The organism is Bifidobacterium avesanii, assembly GCF_009299475.1.
In the GTDB taxonomy this organism is placed as follows: Bacteria; Actinomycetota; Actinomycetes; order Actinomycetales; family Bifidobacteriaceae; genus Bifidobacterium; species Bifidobacterium avesanii.
The window spans coordinates 25453-43846 of sequence record NZ_WBSN01000013.1 but is presented as its reverse complement, the minus strand read 5'-3'; the positions used below and the strand labels follow the sequence as shown (position 1 = coordinate 43846).

Here is an 18394-nt window from a genome sequence, read left to right as displayed (position 1 = left end):
TTTGCCGCCTGCGCGAACGCCGTCGTCCATCACATCATGCGATTCGGCGCCTCCTGCGAGCCCGGCGCATCCCGCCCGGCCATGCGGAGTCCGCCCGCCGCCACGTCTTCCACTGTACGCACCGCCGCCGCGCGGCCGATGGTCCGCAACCCGCGAAAATTGCACTGTCATACGAAAAAATTGCCGTTTCCGCAACCGTTCTCCGCCGTCACATCATGAAGCTGCCCAATCTGCGCCGCCATATTGCGTGATTGGGCAAAAACATGATCTGAGAGCACCCATTGCCACTCTTATCAGCAGCTTCTGCCCAATATGGCAATCCGTACGTTCAGATTGGGCAGGAACGGCACGGCGGACCGGCGAATGGGCGGACGGGACAGACAGCAAACGATTGACACTCCGATGGGCCAACCGCGCGGCATGTGGCATTATTGCCATTACCATCAGCATCGCATTCAAGGATCGCACATGAAGCCAGCGGAGCACGGAATCGCCAACGAGGGATCGGACTTCTACATCTACACGCCGAGCAAAACGGCGCTGCGCACGTTCCTGTACCCGCTGCGCGCGGGATTCTTCCGCTACGAGGCGGGCTACCGGCAGGAGCGCAGCTCGTTCGACAGCTTCCTCGTGATGGCTATCCGCAGCGGCGGGTTCGACGTCGCCACGGACCGCGGCACCCAGCACGCCGGCAAGGGCGACTTCGTGCTGCTCGACTGCTACCGGCGGCATTCGTACGCCGCCACCGAGGCGAGCGAGGTGCTGTGGCTGCACTTCGACGGCCCGACCGCGCGGGCGTACTTCGAACTCATCACCGACCGCCTGGGCAACGTGTTCTCGCTCAAGGACCCGAGCTACGCCATCACGCGCCTGACCGGCATCTTCGACGTCTTCCACGCCGCGCAGCGCATCAGCGAACCGCGCATGGCCAAGTTCATCACGGACGTGCTCACCGAATTCGCCGTGGCGGCGTCCGATGGCGGCCCGTCCTCGCAGCGCCAGCCGCACGCCATCGAGGACGTGCTCGCCTACATCGCCAGCCACCTCGCCGACCCGCTGCCCATCGACGAGCTGGCCGCGCGGGCGTTCATGAGCGAATACCACTTCATCCGCGTCTTCAGGAAGGAGACCGGATACACCCCGCACGCGTACATCGTGGACGCACGCATGCACGCCGCGAAGTACATGCTCGCCAATTCCGACGCGCCCCTGAAGCGCCTGTGCGAGGAATGCGGCTTCACCGACGCCAGCGCCTTTTGCGCGGCGTTCAAGCGCAGGAACGGCGTCTCCCCCATCGAATTCCGGCGGCAGAACGCGGGGCGGTAGGCGGCGGCCGAGGCTTTCCGGCACGCGCATACGCGAAGAGGCCGGCGCCTCGCGGCACCGGCCTCAACGTCTGCAAACGGGGCACTGACACCCCAGTGGTCGACGCCGCTTAGCCAAAGTCCATGTTGCGCACCATTAACGGGCCTTGCGGATGGAACCGCCTTCCACCGCCTCCATTATGGCACGATCCTCGATTTTGTTCCTCCGACACACCGTACTATTAGATATCTTTTTCGATATCATAGGTATCAATTCCGAACCGCATGGAACCGGTTCGGAACCACGGCGAAAGCCGTTATCCGCAAACCCACTGATTAAGGAGGACTCACTCATGAGTTCGAAGACCAACATGCCCCGCCATGGCAAAACCGCCATGTTCCCGATCATCGCCTCGGCGTCGTCCGTCGCGCTGGCGGGCCAGATCTCACCGACGCTGGCATGGATCACCTATGTGGCGGTCCTCGTCTACGCGGCGGTGAGCGACTGGAGCAACGGCACGCGGGATTAACCCGGTCCGGCATGCTTCGCGCCCCGGAGCGCACGCCCGGGGCGTTCCTTATCCCATGCGCGAAGAGGCCGCACCGAGCAATTTTCACATACGGGAGCGCAACATTTACCACGCCACGGCGGCATTCCGGTCGTACTGTAGTGCCATAACCACACATTCCCTCTACGGCGAGGGAATGGCCCCACGGCAATTCCAACCAACGCACGGCGCCCATCGCACAGCGGCTTCGGCGACGCGGCGGAACCGGCGGGGCACCGTCAAGGAAAGGAACAGTGAGGACGATGAAGTCTCTCGGAAACAGGCTGATCGGCGGCACGGCGACCGCGTGCGCGATGGCGATGGCCCTGGCCGGCTGCGGCGGCTCGGGCAACAATGCCTCGAACGGCGAGGCCAAGGCCTCGGACGAACCGGTGACCCTGACCATCAGCTGGTGGGGCTCCGACGCGCGCCTCAAGCTCACCCAGCAGGCCATCGACGCGTTCCACGCCAAGCACCCCAACATCACCGTGAACGTGGAGTACTCCGACTGGACCGGCTACTGGGACAAGCTCGCCACGCAGAACGCGGGCGGCGAGGTCCCGGACGTGCTGCAGATGGACGAGATGTACCTCGCGTCCTACGCCTCGCAGGGCTCACTGTACGACCTGTCGAAGGTCTCGAACTACCTTGATCTGAACCAGATGGACGCCTCGCTCAAGGGCACCGGCGAATATCAGGGCACGCAGTACGCCGCCCCGATCTCCTCCGCGGCCTACGCGATCATCGTCAACAACGACGTACTCGACAAGTACGGCGTCACCCTGCCGGACACCTCGAAGTGGACGTGGGACGACCTGGTCAAGGTAGGCGAGCAGATCGTCCAGAAGAGCGGCGGCGAGGCCACGGGCATCGGCACCATGATCGACAGCACGGGACTGACCCAGTGGGCGCGCCAGCACGGCGAGAGCCTGTTCAAGGACGGCAAGGTCTCCATCTCCGAAGGCACGCTGGCGGAATTCCTCCAGATGTCGTACGACTGGACGCACGGCTCCTCCCCCATCGCGGGTTCGTCCGACCGCTGGGCCGAGCAGATGGCCGGCACGCAGGACCAGAGCGACTTCGCGCAGGGCAAGCAGGCCATGGTCTTCGCACAGGCGGCCATGATCACCTCGAACGCCAAGTCCGCCGGCACGGACAACATGAGCCTCGTGCCCATCCCCTCGTCCGACCAGTCGAAGAAGTCCGCGTACCTCAAGCCCAGCCAGTACTGGTCCATCTCCGCGAAGTCCGAGCACCCGGCCGAGGCGGCCATGCTCATCGACTACCTCATCAACGACGAGGAGGCCGGCAAGATCCTCGGCACCGAGCGCGGCATCCCGGGCAACAACAAGATCCGCGCGGCGCTGGCCAAGTCCACCACGGGCACCGATCAGAAGGCCCTCGAGTTCCAGGACGTGATCGAGGACAAGCTCGGTGACGCCCCGGAGATCACGCCCAACGGCGGCTCCGACGTGATGAACGTGATCAAGCGCTACGAGCAGAACGTGGCGTTCGGCGACAAGACCGCCGCTCAGGCCGCCAAGGAGATGATCGCCGAACTGCAGGCCAGCATCGACGCCGCCTGATCGTTGGTTAGGAACTGATCGCGGGCCCGATGCGCCCCGATTGGCGCGCATTCTCGCGGACGTTCACCTTCCCCATGTCCGCGTGACTGCACGATTGCACGTCAACCGGGGTCCCGCCCGTCCCTGCCAGCCACGCCTCCTATGTCTTGAATCGCACCCATTGTTCGCGATGGATGCGAAGCAAGCCACAGGAGGCTTTTTGTGTCTCGACCTGCATCCAATTGCGAGAACGGCGGCGATCCGGGACACGACGTGGCGCCGATGCGTCTCGACCTGCATCCATTTCCGGAACCGGATGCGAATCAGGACACGGCGACCGGCCAATGCGTCTCCAATTGCCACCAATTTCGGAATTGGACGCGGATTGCGACACACACGCGGGCGCGTGGCCGAATGCCTACGTGTCCGAGGCCGCCCCGTTTTGTCGTCGTTCGTTCCAACCTGCGCCCCGGAAAACGCAGCTTGGAACGAATGACGGCAAAACCGGCCCCCGAAGACGGCAAAAACAGGGCGATCGTTCCAATCTGCGCCGAAGAGGCCACAGATTGGAACGATCACGTCGAACGGGCCACGAATTCGCGCGGGGTCATGCCGTAGGCATTCTTGAAGCTGCGCAGGAAGTGCGTGTACGTCCTAAAGCCGCTTTGCACGCACGCCGTCTGAGCGTTCGCGCCGCGCAGCAGCAGACGCTTGGCCATCCACAGACGCTTCTTGACGATGAAGTCGTGCACGGTGATGCCCACCTCTCGCTTGAACGCGCGCGAGAGGTGGAATTTGTCGGTGAAGAACCGGTCGGCGAGCGCGTCGAGCGTCAGGTCGTCGGTCAGATGCCCGTTGATGTACCGCGTCACACCGTCGACCAGCGGGGACAGCTCGCCGCGCGCCTGCAGCAGCACATTGCCCGAGCAGCGCGTCACCCGGTTGACGTCCACCATGAGGTCCAGAAAGCGGTGTTCGAGCAGGATGTCCCCGCCGAACGCACCGGCGTCGGCCTCGCGCCGGGCCTCATCCAGCAGCCGGGCGTGGACGCGCAGCGCATCCAAGTCCATGCCCACCACGCGCGTGACCGGGCTGCCCGCGTCCCGGAAGCAGACCTCAAGATCGCTGCGCGGCGTGGACGCCTCCCGCAGCAGCCGGGGCGACACGTAGAAGTACATGCGCTCGAAGACCGGCGAGACCTGCCGGATGATGCGGCACAGATGCCCGTAGTGCACCAGAATGACGGTGCCCGGCGCGCTCACGTACTCGCGCCCGTCGAGGAAGAACAACCCGCCGCCCTCGAGCGTGCAGTGCACCTCGTACCCGTCGCGGTAGTGGAACGTGGTCATGTCCGGGTCGACCGGGTCGGACACATGGAACATGTCGAAACGGTCGTTGGACATGTCGTTGTTGATCTCCGCCCGCGGGGCCACGGGTATTTGCGGGCCATGCGCAGTCTGTGGGCCCTGCACGGCATGCGTGCCATGCGGAACTTCGGCGTTCATACGGCCAGCCAACCACACGATTGCAAGAAACGCTAGTCCGAAGTCAATCCGCATGCCCGAAACACCGTATCCCGCGCACGAAACGCGATCACAATGGGAGCATGACCATCACATGGCCGTGATGGTCGCAACGGTCACCGAACGGTCGAAGGAGACGAAGATGACAGGCAACACTTGGCGGCGGGTGATCCCCGCCGCGATCGCGGCAATGACGATGGCCCTCGCCGGATGCGGCGGCACGGGCGGCAGCGGCGGCGGCACGGCGGAGGTCAAGCCCTCGGAGGGCAACGTGACGCTGCGCCTCAACTGGTGGGGCGGCGACAAGCGCGTCAAGCTCACCGAGCAGGCGGTGGAGCTGTTCGAGCAGAAGCACCCGAACATCACCGTGGAGACCGAGTACTCCGACTGGAACGGCTATTGGGACAAGCTCGCCACGTCCGCGGCGGGCGGCGAGGTGGCCGACGTGATCCAGATGTCCGACTTCTACATCGCCTCCTACGCCTCGCAGGGCTCGCTGTACGACATGGGTGTCCTGGGCGAATACCTCGACCTGAGCACGATGAACGAGTCGGTGCGTCAGGCCGGTCAGGTCAACGGCAAGCAGTATTCGGCGCCGATCTCGATCGCGGGCCACGGCGTAGTCGTCAACAACGACATCCTCGACAAGTACGGCGTCAAGCTGCCGGACACCGACACATGGTCGTGGAGCGACTTCGAGAACGTGGCCAAGCAGGTCACGCAGAAGTCCGGCGGCGAGGTCGTGGGCGCCTACGCCCCGCCGTACCTGCTCACCTGCGAGCTGTGGGCCCGCCAGCACGGCGAGGAGTTCTTCAAGGACGGCAAGGTGGCCGTGAGCGCCGAGACGCTGGGCGACTTCCTCAACCTCGCCAAGCGCTGGGCCGACGAGGGCGTGTCCGGCAGCACGGACGCGTGGGTGGAGAACGCCAACGCCACGATGGAGCAGTCCGCCTTCGCCACCGGCAAGCAGGCCATGGCCGTGGTCGCCTCGAACCAGCTGACCGTCTATCAGGCGGCCGCCGGCACCGAGAACATCAGCATCGTGCAGATCCCCTCCGACGACCAGAGCGTCAAGTGGGAGTCCACGTGGTCGTCCCTGAGCTGGGCCATCTCCGCCAAGACCGAGCATCCGGCCGAGGCGGCCATGCTCGTCGACTTCCTGGTCAACGACGAGGACGCCGGCAAGATCCTCGGCAACGAGCGCGGAGACCCGGCCAACAACGCGATTCGAGCCTCGCTGACGGCCAGCGCGACCGGCGGCACCAAGGAGGGCCTCGAATTCACCGACAAGCTGATCGCCGCCTCCGGACCGGCCACCGAAACCGTGCCGAACGGCGCCAGCAGCGCCGAGAAGGAGATCGCCCGCGCCATGCAGAACGTCGCGTTCGGCAAGGCCACGCCCACCGAGGCGGCCAACGAGCTCATCACCACCATCAACAACGAGATCGCGTCGGCCAGCTGAGTCAACGGTTGACGCGCGGCCGCACCGGTTTCGCGGCCATACCATAGGTGAACATATATGATCGCAAGCGGCGGATGCCGGCAGCCGGTGGTCCGCCGCTTGCCATGCACGGAGGGGGGAACGGCCATGGAACACGAAGACGCATCCGAAGGCCGCATCATCAATCGCAGCTACGCCGAACCGGCCGAGGGATGGGTCGACGGCGTTTACCGGGGCCGCGTCGCGCACGACGAACCGATCGGGCCCGCCGACTTCGCCCACGGGCCCGTCGCGTTCACGTTCTCGGCGCTGCGCGAGGACAGAGCGCCCATGGACGGCGACCCGGCCAGCGTCGGCACGTTCACGTACTACTCCGGCACCACCCTCGTCGCGCCGATGCCGTCGCGCAACTACCGGGTCACGCTGGACGTCGCCAACCCGGAGCCGACGGACCTGCGTCTGCGTCCCGTGGTCAACGAGCTCGCCCACTACGACGCCTTCGACGTCCCCGCCGGCGCGCGGACCACCGTCTCGTTCACGGCCATCTTGAGCAAGCGGCTCATGGAGCTCACCTTCACGCCGGCCTCGGAGCCGACCGCGCATCCGGAACTCCACACGCTGCTCGTGCACCGCATCACGGTCGAGGAAACCGCACCGGAGGAGTCCGAGCCCGCCCCGGAACGCCGGATCTTCGTGATCGCCGATTCGATCTGCCAGACCTACTTCGACAACGAGCGCCCGCAGTCCGGCTGGGGCGAGCAGCTGTTCCGCACGCTGTTCCCCGGTGGCGTCGCGGTGATCGAACGGGACCGCGGCGGCTCGGCCGAACAATCCCGCGTGATGCGCAGCGCCAACGGCACGCTGGAGATCCACAACCGCGCGTTGGGCGCCCGCTCCGCGCGATCGTACATCGGCGAGGGCCGGCTCAACGAGGTGCTGCGCGACGTGCGCCCCGGCGACTGGCTGCTCCTCCAGATGGGCCCCAACGACGCCACGCGGCTCAGGCCCATGCGCTACGCCGACCCGCCCACATATGCGGCGTTCCTCGACCGGTACGTCACGTCCGCGCGGGACCGCGGGGTGACGCCCATGCTGGTGACGCCCAGTTGCACCTGCGACTTTGCGGCGGACGACACGCTCATGCACCGGTTCGCCGACTACCGGGACGCGATGCTGGCGTACGCCCGTGACCATGACGTGCCTGTGGCCGATCTGGGCGCCTACGGACTGGAACTGGAACGCCGTCTCGGCCCGCTGCGCTCGCACGCGCTGCACATGAAGCTCGACGCCGGACAGTATGCGAACTACCCGGACGGCGTGGACGACAATGTGCATCTCAATCTGCTCGGCGCGGCCAAAAGCGCGCGGTTCGTGGCGGACGAATTCCTGCGCGCGTTCCCGGACTCCGGGTTCGGCGGCGGGGACGAGGCTCCGGGTTCGGCGGCGGGGAAGGAGGTGCTGGGGCCGGCCGGCGTAAGCGGACTCACCGCGCAGATCGAGGATGCGCCGGGCGCGCAGGCGGTCAAACTGCGATGGAAGGCCTCGCCGGACGCCGAGTACTACACGGTGGCGAGACACTACACGGTGACGAGACGGGAACTGCCGGGGGCCGCCGCATCCGGTTCCATGGCATCCGGTTCTTCCGTTTTCGACTCCACGGCATCCGGCTCCACGGCATCCGGCTCCACGGCATCCGGCTCCACGGCATCCGGCTCCACGGCATCCGGCTCCACGGCATCCGGCTCCACGGCACCAAGTTCCGCCGTATCGGATTTCGATGCGCCCGGTTCCGCTGCACCGGGATCCGCCACAGCGGGGACCACCGCGCTGAATCCCGCCGCCGCGGCTCCCGCCACTGCGGCGCCCGTCGCGCTGGAGACCGTAACGCTCAACCCGTGGTACTACGACCGCCCGTCCCCCGATTGGCCGGAGCGCGTGGACTACGAGATCACCGCATGGCGGGAGGACCATCCCTCCCCCGCCGCGCGCATCACCGTCCGGCATCGCTTCGACGCCACGGCGGAGGCGGACCGCCACATCGGCGGCCTCAACGTGTACGAGGTGGACCGTGCCACGTTCCCCGGGCAGATCGCGTTCTCCGTCCGGTTCCGCGCCCGCCCGGACGCCGACCGATACACGGTGGTGCTGCTCGGCCCCAACGGGATGCGCCGCGATCTCGACCGTATCCCCGACGCGCAGGTCAACGGCCTGCACAGCTACCGCGTGGACGATGCCCCCGGCCTGTCCATCCTCATCGAGGCCGGCAACGCCGCCGGCGACCGCTTCGCCAGCGATCCCGTGCCGCTGGGGTAGCACTTCCAGACTTCCAAGCCTCCGGTCCTCCGGCGGGGTGGGCGGTCGAGACGGACAACTCCCCCTCGACCGTTCCGCCGACCCATTCACCGGCTGCGGATGCGGTTTGAGACAATCCCACCGTCATATGTGTCCTGATCCGCATCCTTCTTAGGAGTCGGATGCGGATTGCGACACGGCGACGGGCCAATACGTCCTGGATCACCGCCAATTTCGGAATTGGATGCGATCTGAGACACACACGTGGGCGCGTGTCCGGATGCCCGCGTGTTTGAGGCCACCCCGTTTTGCCGTCATTCGTTCCAACCCGCGCCCCAGAAAACGCAGCTTGGGACGAATGACGGCAAAAACAAGGCGATCGTTCCAGCCTGCGCCGAAGAGGCCGCGGATTGGAACGATCGCCCGATTTGCCGGTTCGGCGGCAAGCGACAAGCGGCGAGCCCGCAAGCCCGAGCCCGCGAACGGAACTACCTACGCGCGGAACTCCTCGAACGCGACCGTGCGGGCGGGGACGCCGTTCGCGGAGCGGACGGTCAGGACGTTGCCGTCGAGCGACACGGCGGGCACCAGCACGCGCCCGGACTCGTCCAGGCTTTCGAGCTCGCGGTCGCCCAGGTAGAGCGAGACGAACACGTACCTGCCGGGTTCGACCACGCGCGTCTGCTGCGGGATGCGGGTCTTGGGGAACTGCAGGTTGGTGTTCGGCTCGGGCGTGGAGAGCTCCACGCCGAAGCCCTCGGACGCCACGAGGCCGGTCAGCCCCTCGGCGGTGCGATAGAACAGGCTCTTCGGCGCGGAGTCCCCGCCGACGCCCGCCGCCTCGACCGTCTCGCCGTAATCCGGCAGCGCGAAGGAGCCCTCCGCCAAATGCAGCGTGCGGGCCGTGTCGATCACATGCACGCGCGCATGCCACGGCATGAACGGCACCACGAAGTTTTGGACGCTCACGTCGCCCCACGGCTCCCACAGCGTGTAGACGTAGTCGTCGTGCAGCGCCCATTCCCTCTCGTCGGTGAACATGGTGCGCCAGAAGTACTCGCCCTCGGCGACGGCGAGCGCGGAATCGTACGCGCCCTGCGCGAGGGTCACGCCGCCCTTGGGCACGGAGAACGCGAAGGTGGACGAGTAGACGAACTTCTCGTACTTGGCCTCGCCGTGCGCGTGCTGCCAGTTGTGCTGGCCGGCCACGTAGGCACGCACCTCCCGCCCGGTCCTGGAGTGCTCCACGATCATGTGCGGCTCGGGCTGCACCTTGACCGGCTCGAACTTGAACTCCCCGGCCTCGCGCACGGACCAGAACGGGTCGTCGTCCGGCAGGCACAGGAACACGAAGGTCTTCAGCGCCCAGTAGGCGGAGGCCGGGCCGTTGTAACCCTCGGCCATGTTCATGTTCGGGTATGCGTAGCCGATCGGGATCAGGCCGTCCGACTGGAACATGTTCTGTTGGAACCACCAGCGCAGGTTGGACATGAGCAGGCGCTTCACGTCGCCGAGCGTCCAGCCTTCGGGCATCTCCACACCGGCGAACGCGGCGGCGCCCCAGAACGCGGCCTGCGCGAAGCGGTAGTCGAGGCTGCGGCCGTACGGCAGGCAGGCGCCATCGGCGGCGAACCAGTTGGCGTAGCTTTCCACGAACGGCGTGGCGCGCTCCCGCAGCAGGCGGCTCTGCGGGTCGTCGCCGCGCGTGAGGCCGACGAGCACGAGCGTGAAGAACTGGTAGGCGAAGGGGATGTAGTTGTCGATGTGGTCCTCGAAGCCGTCATACGACCAGCCGTGGCCCAGATAGTGCGAGTTGGTGACGGCGAAGCACTCGTCCACGTGCCGCTGCGCTTCGGGACGCCCGTGCGAGGCGAGCCAAGTGTTCACCATGGCCTGGAACAGCAGCCAGTTGCAGGTGGGCACCACATGGTGGTTCACTTCCTCGAACCAGTCGAGGATGTTCTCCTGCTGCTCCTTCTCGAGCTGGTCCCAGAAGTCCTCCTCGGTTTCGTAGAGAAACGCGGTGAGCGCGCCCATCTCCACGAAGAGCTGGTCGTAGTCGAGCAGCGGGCTGTCCCAGTAGTCGGGGTCGCCGGGCGTGGTGCCGCGGATGATCGATTCGGTGGTGAACTGCCACCAGTGGCCGAAGCGGTTGATGTTGCGGCGGTTGGCCTTGCTGAACAGCGGGCCGAGGCCCCACAGCAGGCGGCAGAAGCCCTCGATGGACGTGCGGTCCTGCGAGTAGACCGCGCCGGAGTCGGACATGCGGAAGCGGCCGTAGCGACCGCCCTTGAGCATGAGCTCCATGGCCGGCTCGAGCATGTCGACGAGCGCCTGCTCGCATTCGGCCTTGGTTTTGAGTCGGTTGGTCCTGAGCTGGGCGTTGAACGGTTGGATGGCCATGGGTACCTCGCTGTCTCGTCGCGCGCCGCATCCGTTGCGGCATTGCCGACAGCATAGCATGTTTTATGTGTTTTAATCAAATTCGATCATTATTGATCACTGGGGTGTGTCGCCGTGGGCGCGACTACGTTGTTTTGCATCAGCCTATACGGCTCCGAACCAGCCCGCTTATTGCATTTCCGATTTGTGTGGTGGTTTTTGGGGAAGACGCCGGGTATCGGCATTGGAACTTCGGCGAAATGGCGCGAAGGCTACTCGGGCTCGGGCGGAAAATCAACCACACAAATCGGAAATACGGATGTAGCCCCTCGCAGCCTTTCACAGTTCCCCGCAATTTCCCGCGGTTTCCCACAGCTTCCCGCGAAATGGTGGTCACGACGCCTTCCGCGCGAACCCCAAGCCCTCCAGAAAGCCGGCGAGCCCTGCGCGGTCACTGAACACCGCCGTGTCGCCGAGCATGCGACGGCACACGCTGCCGAACTCGTCGCGTATCGCGGCGCGCACCGCCTCACGTTCGAAGCCACGACAAGCGAAGCCACCGGTGACGCTATGGGCATGGGCGCAGCCATCAGCCCCGACCAGCGCCGCCACAAGCTCGTCCCAGATCGGCCGGAACGCGGTCAATGGCTCCGGCAGCGGACCGCCGGCCTCCAGCGCGTCCTCGATCGCGCCGAGCTGGCCTTGCAGCCGGCCGGGCAGGATGAACAGCCCCTGCGCCTCGATGAGCCCGATCGCCTCCTGCTTGACGCACCAGAACTCCGGACGCACGTGGAACACGCCCAACGGCCGCTCCGCGCTCACGGCGTTGTTGCGCAGGATGAGGCTCATCTCCCATCCACGCCCGGTGCGAACCGCGCTGGGTGAGAGGGCCGACTGCCGGTTGCCGGCCTCGTCATGGCTGGCGATGCCGCGCGCCGCGTCGTCGTATTCGAACCACGCCCGGCGGATCCGGTCGCACACCTCCACGATCGCGTCGCGGTTCGCCGAGACCACGCGGATCGCGGTGCCCGGCCAGTCGAGCGCCTCCAACGCCACGTCCCCGCCGCCGGGCACCGTAAACGAGGCGTACGAGGGCGCGCGGAACATGGGCAGCATCTCGCCGCCGCCCTGATAGTGGTCCTGCGAGAGCACCGACCCACCGATGCGCGGCAGGGCGGCGTTGCAGCCCAGAAAATAACCGGGGAAACGGTCGGTGAAGTCCATGAGCCGCGTGAACGTGCGCCGGTCCACCCGCATGGGCACGTGCCGCATGTTCACGCAGATGCCGTGCTCGCGGAAGTAGCCGTACGGCGAGAACTGCCAGAACCACGGCTCGCCGTCGAGCGTGACCGGGACCGTGCGCAGGGTGCGCTTGTTCCGCCCGGCGAAGCCCTCGTTGTCGTGCGAGATGGCGCACATCGGGTATCCGGTGGCCGTGGCGGTGCCGGCCGCCGCCTTCTTCGGATCCTTGAATTCGGGCTTGGCGAGGTTGATCGTGACCGTCAGCCCGTGCGAGTCGAAGCGGGGATTGCCCGCGAGCGCGGACCTCTTCACGTAGTCGTTCGCGCAGCATACGTCGTAGAACCATCGCATGGCCGCCATACCGCCGTTGCGGCGCTCCTCGGCGGCGAAGCGGTCCTGCAGCGCGGACGGCGGCGGCGTGAGGGCGCCCATAACCGCGTCGGCGAGACTCGGCCAGTCCGCATCGGCGACCAGTCCGGCGGCCATGACGGCACGGCGGAGCGCGGCGAGTGGAAGGTCCGGGGTATCCGGAGCATCCGGAATCCCGGACGGCTCCGTCGCATTCGAGGCGTCCGGCGCAACCGGCCCCACCGCGTCGGCTTCATCCGCACCGCCGCGCACGCCGTCCATGCCGTCCGCGCCCGCCGACCGGTACGACGCCAACCCCAGCACCTCAAGCAGGCGGTTGCGCGCCCAGTCCACGTCGCGCGAATCCAGCATCAGACGCCGTTGCGCGTAGATCATCAGCGCGTCGACCGCCGCGCACACGGCGGCGAATCCGTCACCGCCGCATGCCTCGGGTCCGGCCTCGTCCGGGGCAGTTGCGCCCACGGCGGGGGCTTCCCGCATGGCCATGGGATCCGTCATACCGCCCATCATGCCGCGTCCCCACATGCCGCGGCACATCCGGTCGTGCCATCTTCGGGCATCGTCCCATTCCCGCCGGCCGCGCATGCGCCGATCATGGCACCGGCCGCACGTTCACCCGCCACGGCCGCATTGCCGGCCGCATCCCCGTTCGCCGGCGGGACGCCCTCGTCCGGCACTTCGCCGCCATCGCCCATCACGTCGTCCACCACCCCGCGCATCGCGGCGTCCCGCTCCTCCATCTGCCGCACCAGCTCGATCTGCGTGCGCGTGCGGACCAGATTGTGCTCGGGATACGCGGTGGCGAAGTACACATCGCCGCACAGGTAGTCCGTGAGGAACCGCATGCCGCATTCGAGGGTCATCAGCCGCGCGCCGAACGGCAGGAGCTCGGCCTCGCGCGCGGTGACGCTGCCCCGCACCGCGCCCACGAAGCCCCGCGTGTAGGCGCGGAACAGGTCGAGGCTGAAATGCACCTTGCGCACGTCCGGCTCGTCCTCGAGCGCGGTGGAGGCGCCGGTGCGGATCGCGTCGCCGAAGTCGTACAGCAGGGAGCCGGGCATCACGGTGTCGAGGTCGATGATCGCGCGGGATTTGCCCGTGGCCGCGTCCATGAGGATGTTGTTGAGCTTGGTGTCGTTGTGCGTGACGCGCAGGGGGATGCCGCCGTTCCGAAGCGCGTCCGTGACGACCGGGCAGTCGCCGGCGCGATCCATGTAGAAGTCGATCTCCCCGCGGCACGAGTCCGCTCGCCCGCAGACGTCGACGTCCACTGCGGCGCGGAACCGCGCGAAGCGGTCCGGGGTGTCGTGGAAATGCGGGATGGTTTCGGTCAGCTGGGAGGCCTTGAAACCGGCGAGCTGGTTCTGGAACGCACCGAACGCCGCGCCCGCCTCTCGCAGGATGCCCGCGTTGGGCACGAGGTTGTAGGAGACGGTGCCTTCGATGCAGTCGTAGACGCGCCACGCGCCGGATTCGCCGCGCCAGTAGTCCGCGCCGTCGCGCGTGGGCACGATGCGCAGCGTCTCGCAGCCCTTGGCGCGCAGGAACGCTGTGACGAGCCGGATGTTGCGCATGAGCCCCTCCACGTCCGGGAAGACCGTGGTGTTGATGCGCTGCAGGACGTACCGCCTGTACCCGGCGTTCACCAGATAGGTGGCGTTGATGTGGCCGTCGCCATGGGGCTCGACGCTCTCAACCACGCCGTCCAGCGCAAACCGCGAGGCCACGGATGCCAGCGAGGCGGCGGTGACTGTCATGAAAGTTCCTCTCTGTGGACGTTGGGCCGGTAATTTGCGTGATTCACGAGGCAACTACGTTGGTTCGCATCAAACTATGCGCCCCTTGACAGGCCCGTCAATCGTATTTCCGATTCGTGCGGTCGATTTTCCAGCATACGCCGGATAGTCCTCCCGGCATTTCGCCGAAACGCCAATGGGGATACCCGCCCGGGACTGCAAAAACAACCACACGAATCGGAAATATGGATGTAGTTTGGCGCATTCGCCGCGATCGGGCGCCGATTACGCCTTGAAATCGCGCCCGGCGGTGTCCTCGCCGGCATCCTCTCCCGGAGCGGCCGGCGAGCCCAAAGCACCCGGAACACCCAGCGCGGCCGGCGAGGAGTCGCGGCATATCAGGCGGTGCGCCACGTACCTGAGTTCCGGCGCGGCACGGCGTCCGGCCGCGGCCTGCGCGATGAGCGAATCCACCGCCTCCACGGCCACGTTCTGGCGTCCCAGATCGACCGAGGTCAGCGTGGGCACCGAGTAGCGGCTCTGCCCGATGTCGTCCATGCCGACCACGCGCACGTCGTCGGGGATGCGCAGGCCGCGGTCCATGAGCCGGCGCATCACGCCCAACGCGAGCAGGTCGTCGCAGGCGAGCACGGCGTCGAAGTTCGGCGCGTACTCCATGAGCACGTCCACGGCACGCGCGCCCTCCATGCTGTTCCAGTCGTAGATGCCGTGCACGAGACGCGGGTCGAACGGCAGACCGGCGTCATTGAGCGCGGCGCGATAGCCCTCCGCGCGGCAGCTGCGCGAGTTGCGCAGCGGTCCGAATTCGCCGCCCACCAGCGCGATGCGCGTGCGCCCGGCGCGGATGAGGTGCGCGGTGGCGTCGTACGCGGCCTTCACGTTGTCCACGGTGATGTTCGGCGCGGGCGCCTCGAACGGCTGCGTGCCGAGCACCACCAGCGGGTAGGTCCCCTCGAACAGCCGGGCGTCCCGCTCCCCCATGAGCGTGGGGCTGACGATCAGCCCGTCGGTCACGCCGCGCCGCGCCGCGTCCACGCATTTCTCCACGCGCGCGCGGCTCGCGCCCAGCGACTGCACGATCACGCCGTACCCGCGCTCGTCCGCCGCGGCGATGACCTGCTCGGCGAGCTCGGCGAAGTACGGCTGGTTGAGGCTCACGACGGCGAGCGTGAGCGTCATGGTGCGCCCGGTCTTGAGCGTGCGAGCCGCCGCGTTGGCCACGTAACCGAGCTCGTCCACGGCGGCCTTCACGCGCGCGGCCGTTTCGCCGGACAGGCGCGCGCGGCCGCTCAGGTAGTTCGACACCGTGCCGATCGACACGCCGGCGCGGGCGGCCACCTCGCGCAGGGTCACGCGGCCGGTTCCGCGCCCGGACCGTCCGGCGCGGGAGCCGGCGTCAGCCTTCATCCGCCGCGTTGCCCGCCGCGTCAGCCGCGGCGCGGTCGCGCTCGGCCATGGCGGCGGAGATCGACTTGATGCGGTCCACGAACTGCGGCCAGTCGCGCTGCATGGCGGAGATGAGCGTGTAGTTGCCGACCTCCCCGAGCGGCACCCACTTGACTTCGGTGCTCTCGTCGTCGTTCGCGCGCGGGCGCACCTCGTGGCCCGGCTTCTCGAACGCGAACACGGTGGTGTAGCCCCACGGTCCGTGGTCCTCGCGATAGGAGCCGACCACGTCGATGTCCTCCGGGCGGATGTTGGCCTCCTCGTAGCTTTCGCGCAGCGCGCCCTCGAGCGGGCTCTCGCCGTCCGCCGTGGCGCCGCCGGGCGCGCCCCACGTGCCGCCCTCGGCGCTCCACGCGGCGCGGTGCTGCAGCAGCACGTGCGTCACCTCGCCGGTCGCGGCGTCGCGCCTGGCCAGCAGCACGCCGGAGGCGCCGTTGACGCCCCAGTGCTTCTTGCCGCACGCGCAGTCGATCCAGCCGTCGCCAGGCTGGTGCACGTTGTCGCGCGGGGCCTTGGGGTTGTCCGGGTTGATGCCGAGCTGCTCGTTGCGGTTGAGGTTCCACAGGTCGGTCACGCTGTAGCCGAGGTCGCCGATGAGCCGGCGCAGCGTGGGCAGGCTGAGCCCGATGATGCCGGACGGGTCGCCCTGGATCGACTCGATGAACGAGCCGCCGAAGCCCTCGAGCGTGAACGAGCCGGCCACCTCGAGCGGCTCGCCGGTGGCGATGTAGCGTTCGATCTCCTCGTCGGTGTACTCGCAGAAGCGCACCTCGGCGTGGCTCACCGCGCGCACGGTCCTGCCGGTGGCGGCGTCGATCACGCAGTGGCCGGTCCACAGGGTGCCGGTCTTGCCGCGCATCATACGCAGGCGTTCGCGCGCGTGCTCGGCGTCGTGCGGCTTGCCGTAGGCGTTGTTGCCGATGCAGAACATGGAGTCGCAGCCCACGATCAGCGGCCCGCGCCCGGCGGCGGTCATGCCCCCGTGGCGCTCGATGGCCTGCGAGATGGGTTCGCGCGCGGCGATCACGTCGAAGCCCTCCTGAAGCGGGCGGCACACGTGCAGCTCGCCGGTCGCGGCGGCCGCGGTTTCGCGCACCTCGCGGTAGGTGTCGTACACGGCCTGCGCCTTGGCCTGCGCGAGGATGAACACCTGGCTTTGCACCGGCAGCTCGTCCACGGTCATGCCGAGCCGCGTGGCCTCGTGCAGCACCACGGCGGGTTCGTCGACATGGGAGACGCGGATGGTCGCGCAGATGCCGGCGTTGTACAGCACGTCCCTGCGGGGACGCGACTTGGACGCAAGAATCAGCGGAACAGACATAGCTACACCAACTTCCTCGTACGTGAGTTCCTATCTGCACTTTATCGCACTTGGGCGCGGTCGGCGGGCACTTTTCCCGTTCGGCGCGTTGAACGTTTTAACCGCCGCGGCCGGCGTCCCGTGGCCGGTGCCGTCCAGACGCCCTACGCGCGCTCGATCTCGACGCCGGTGGCGTTGATCGGCAGGTGCAGCATGCGCCAGTGGCCCGAGTTGAGCTCGTCGGCCGTGAGCCGCCCGATCTCCTCCACCGCGTCGCCGTGGTGCAGCACGAGCACGCACGGGCCGGCGCCGGAGACCGCGGCCGCGAATCCGGCGCGGCGCAGCTTGGCGATGAGCGCGGTGGACGGCGGCATGAGGGGCGCGCGGTACGGCTGGTGCAGGCGGTCCTGCGTGGCGGCGAACAGCAGCGCGTTGGCCGCGTCCTCGTCGCCGATCGAGGCGGGGTTCATGGCCGCGGGCATGAGCCCCACGCGCGAGACGTTGTACACGGCGTCCGCGTGCGCCACCTTGGCGGGCAGCGCCTCGCGCGCCTTCTCGGTGGACAGCTCGTAGTCGGGCACGAACACGAACGCGTTGATGGCCGGGTCCACGGGGTAGTTCACCGCGTGGAAGCCGGAGCGCAGGGGCTCGCCGCCCGCGATGGCCACGGAGCCGACGCCCTCGGAGGTCTCGAAGTCGTAGGAGACGGTGAGGCCGCCGTACACGGCCGGCGCCACGTTGTCCGGATGGCCCTCGATGTGCGCCGCGAGATCGAAGATGGCCGCGCGGTTGAGGTTGCCGCGGTGCGCGAACCCGGCCGCCGCCGCGATGCCGGCCACGATCGCCTCGGCGCTCGAGCCCATGCCGCGCGCCTGCGGGATGCGGTTGTGCGCCACCATGGTGAAGCCGAACTTGTCGAGGCCGAACGTGTCGCACGCCTTGCGGAACGTGGAGACCACCAGATGCGTCTCGTCGCGGGGCAGGGTGTCCTCGCCCTCGCCGTGGATCTCGATGTGCGCGCTTTTGTCCTCCGGGTTCGCGTTCGTGGTGAACTCGATCTCGTCGAAGTAGTCGAGCGCGAGGCCCACGGTGTCGAAGCCGGAGCCGAGGTTGGCGCTGGTGGCGGGCACGCGGACCTTCACGGAATGGATTTCGGGCAGCATGGCGGTCTCCTCTTGCCGGATTTCAGTCGGGCATTTTAGTCGAGCATTTCGGTCGAACGTCT

General features: G+C 67.4%; 11 protein-coding genes and 1 pseudogene. 5 read left to right on the top strand and 7 right to left on the bottom strand.

What is annotated here, in order from left to right; translation table 11 throughout:
* Window positions 1-468 precede the first annotated feature (468 nt).
* The 3 genes from DSM100685_RS07515 to DSM100685_RS07510 all read left to right on the top strand — a co-directional run bounded on the left by DSM100685_RS07515 (window position 469) and on the right by DSM100685_RS07510 (window position 3438).
* The gene (locus tag DSM100685_RS07515) at window positions 469-1326 is read left to right on the top strand and encodes an AraC family transcriptional regulator (protein WP_163201055.1); all 858 of its coding nucleotides are present in this window, start codon (window positions 469-471) and stop codon (window positions 1324-1326) included.
* A 331-nt stretch (window positions 1327-1657) separates the two neighbouring features.
* Window positions 1658-1834, top strand: coding sequence for a hypothetical protein (locus DSM100685_RS10755; RefSeq protein WP_163201057.1), 177 nt, complete (start codon window positions 1658-1660; stop codon window positions 1832-1834).
* Window positions 1835-2115: 281 nt separating this feature from the next.
* A complete protein-coding gene (locus DSM100685_RS07510; protein WP_152350737.1) occupies window positions 2116-3438 on the top strand; it encodes an ABC transporter substrate-binding protein in 1323 nt (440 codons plus the stop codon).
* A 554-nt stretch (window positions 3439-3992) separates the two neighbouring features.
* Here the strand turns inward: DSM100685_RS07510 and DSM100685_RS07505 are convergent.
* On the bottom strand, window positions 3993-4820 hold the full coding sequence (locus tag DSM100685_RS07505; protein ID WP_163201059.1) for an AraC family transcriptional regulator: 828 nt from the start codon (window positions 4818-4820) through the stop codon (window positions 3993-3995).
* 262 nt (window positions 4821-5082) lie between these two features.
* On the opposite strand from DSM100685_RS07505, the gene DSM100685_RS07500 reads away from it, so the two are divergent.
* Both DSM100685_RS07500 and DSM100685_RS07495 read left to right on the top strand, forming a co-directional pair.
* On the top strand, window positions 5083-6402 hold the full coding sequence (locus tag DSM100685_RS07500) for an ABC transporter substrate-binding protein (RefSeq protein WP_163201061.1): 1320 nt from the start codon (window positions 5083-5085) through the stop codon (window positions 6400-6402).
* Window positions 6403-6528: 126 nt separating this feature from the next.
* Entirely contained in the window at window positions 6529-8694 is a 2166-nt protein-coding gene (locus tag DSM100685_RS07495; protein WP_170284997.1) for a GDSL-type esterase/lipase family protein, read from the top strand.
* A gap of 471 nt (window positions 8695-9165) precedes the next feature.
* Here the strand turns inward: DSM100685_RS07495 and DSM100685_RS07490 are convergent, their stop codons facing one another.
* The 6 genes and pseudogenes from DSM100685_RS07490 to thrB all read right to left on the bottom strand — a co-directional run bounded on the left by DSM100685_RS07490 (window position 9166) and on the right by thrB (window position 18332).
* On the bottom strand, window positions 9166-11076 hold the full coding sequence (locus DSM100685_RS07490; protein ID WP_152350733.1) for a DUF2264 domain-containing protein: 1911 nt from the start codon (window positions 11074-11076) through the stop codon (window positions 9166-9168).
* A gap of 372 nt (window positions 11077-11448) precedes the next feature.
* Window positions 11449-13146: a galactose-1-phosphate uridylyltransferase gene (locus tag DSM100685_RS07485; protein WP_152350754.1), complete on the bottom strand. Its 1698-nt coding sequence runs from the start codon at window positions 13144-13146 to the stop codon at window positions 11449-11451.
* Between the two features lie 212 nt (window positions 13147-13358).
* Window positions 13359-14423, bottom strand: a pseudogene (locus DSM100685_RS07480) (phosphotransferase enzyme family protein); the annotation flags it as partial.
* Window positions 14424-14687: 264 nt separating this feature from the next.
* Window positions 14688-15830: a LacI family DNA-binding transcriptional regulator gene (locus DSM100685_RS07475; protein ID WP_152350732.1), complete on the bottom strand. Its 1143-nt coding sequence runs from the start codon at window positions 15828-15830 to the stop codon at window positions 14688-14690.
* The gene (locus DSM100685_RS07470; protein ID WP_152350731.1) at window positions 15820-17190 is read right to left on the bottom strand and encodes a Maf family nucleotide pyrophosphatase; all 1371 of its coding nucleotides are present in this window, start codon (window positions 17188-17190) and stop codon (window positions 15820-15822) included. The genes DSM100685_RS07475 and DSM100685_RS07470 overlap by 11 nt, the downstream gene beginning before the upstream one ends.
* Before the next feature lie 143 nt (window positions 17191-17333).
* Window positions 17334-18332, bottom strand: a complete 999-nt coding sequence (gene thrB / locus DSM100685_RS07465) for a homoserine kinase (protein ID WP_152350730.1) — start codon at window positions 18330-18332, stop codon at window positions 17334-17336.
* Window positions 18333-18394 lie beyond the last annotated feature (62 nt).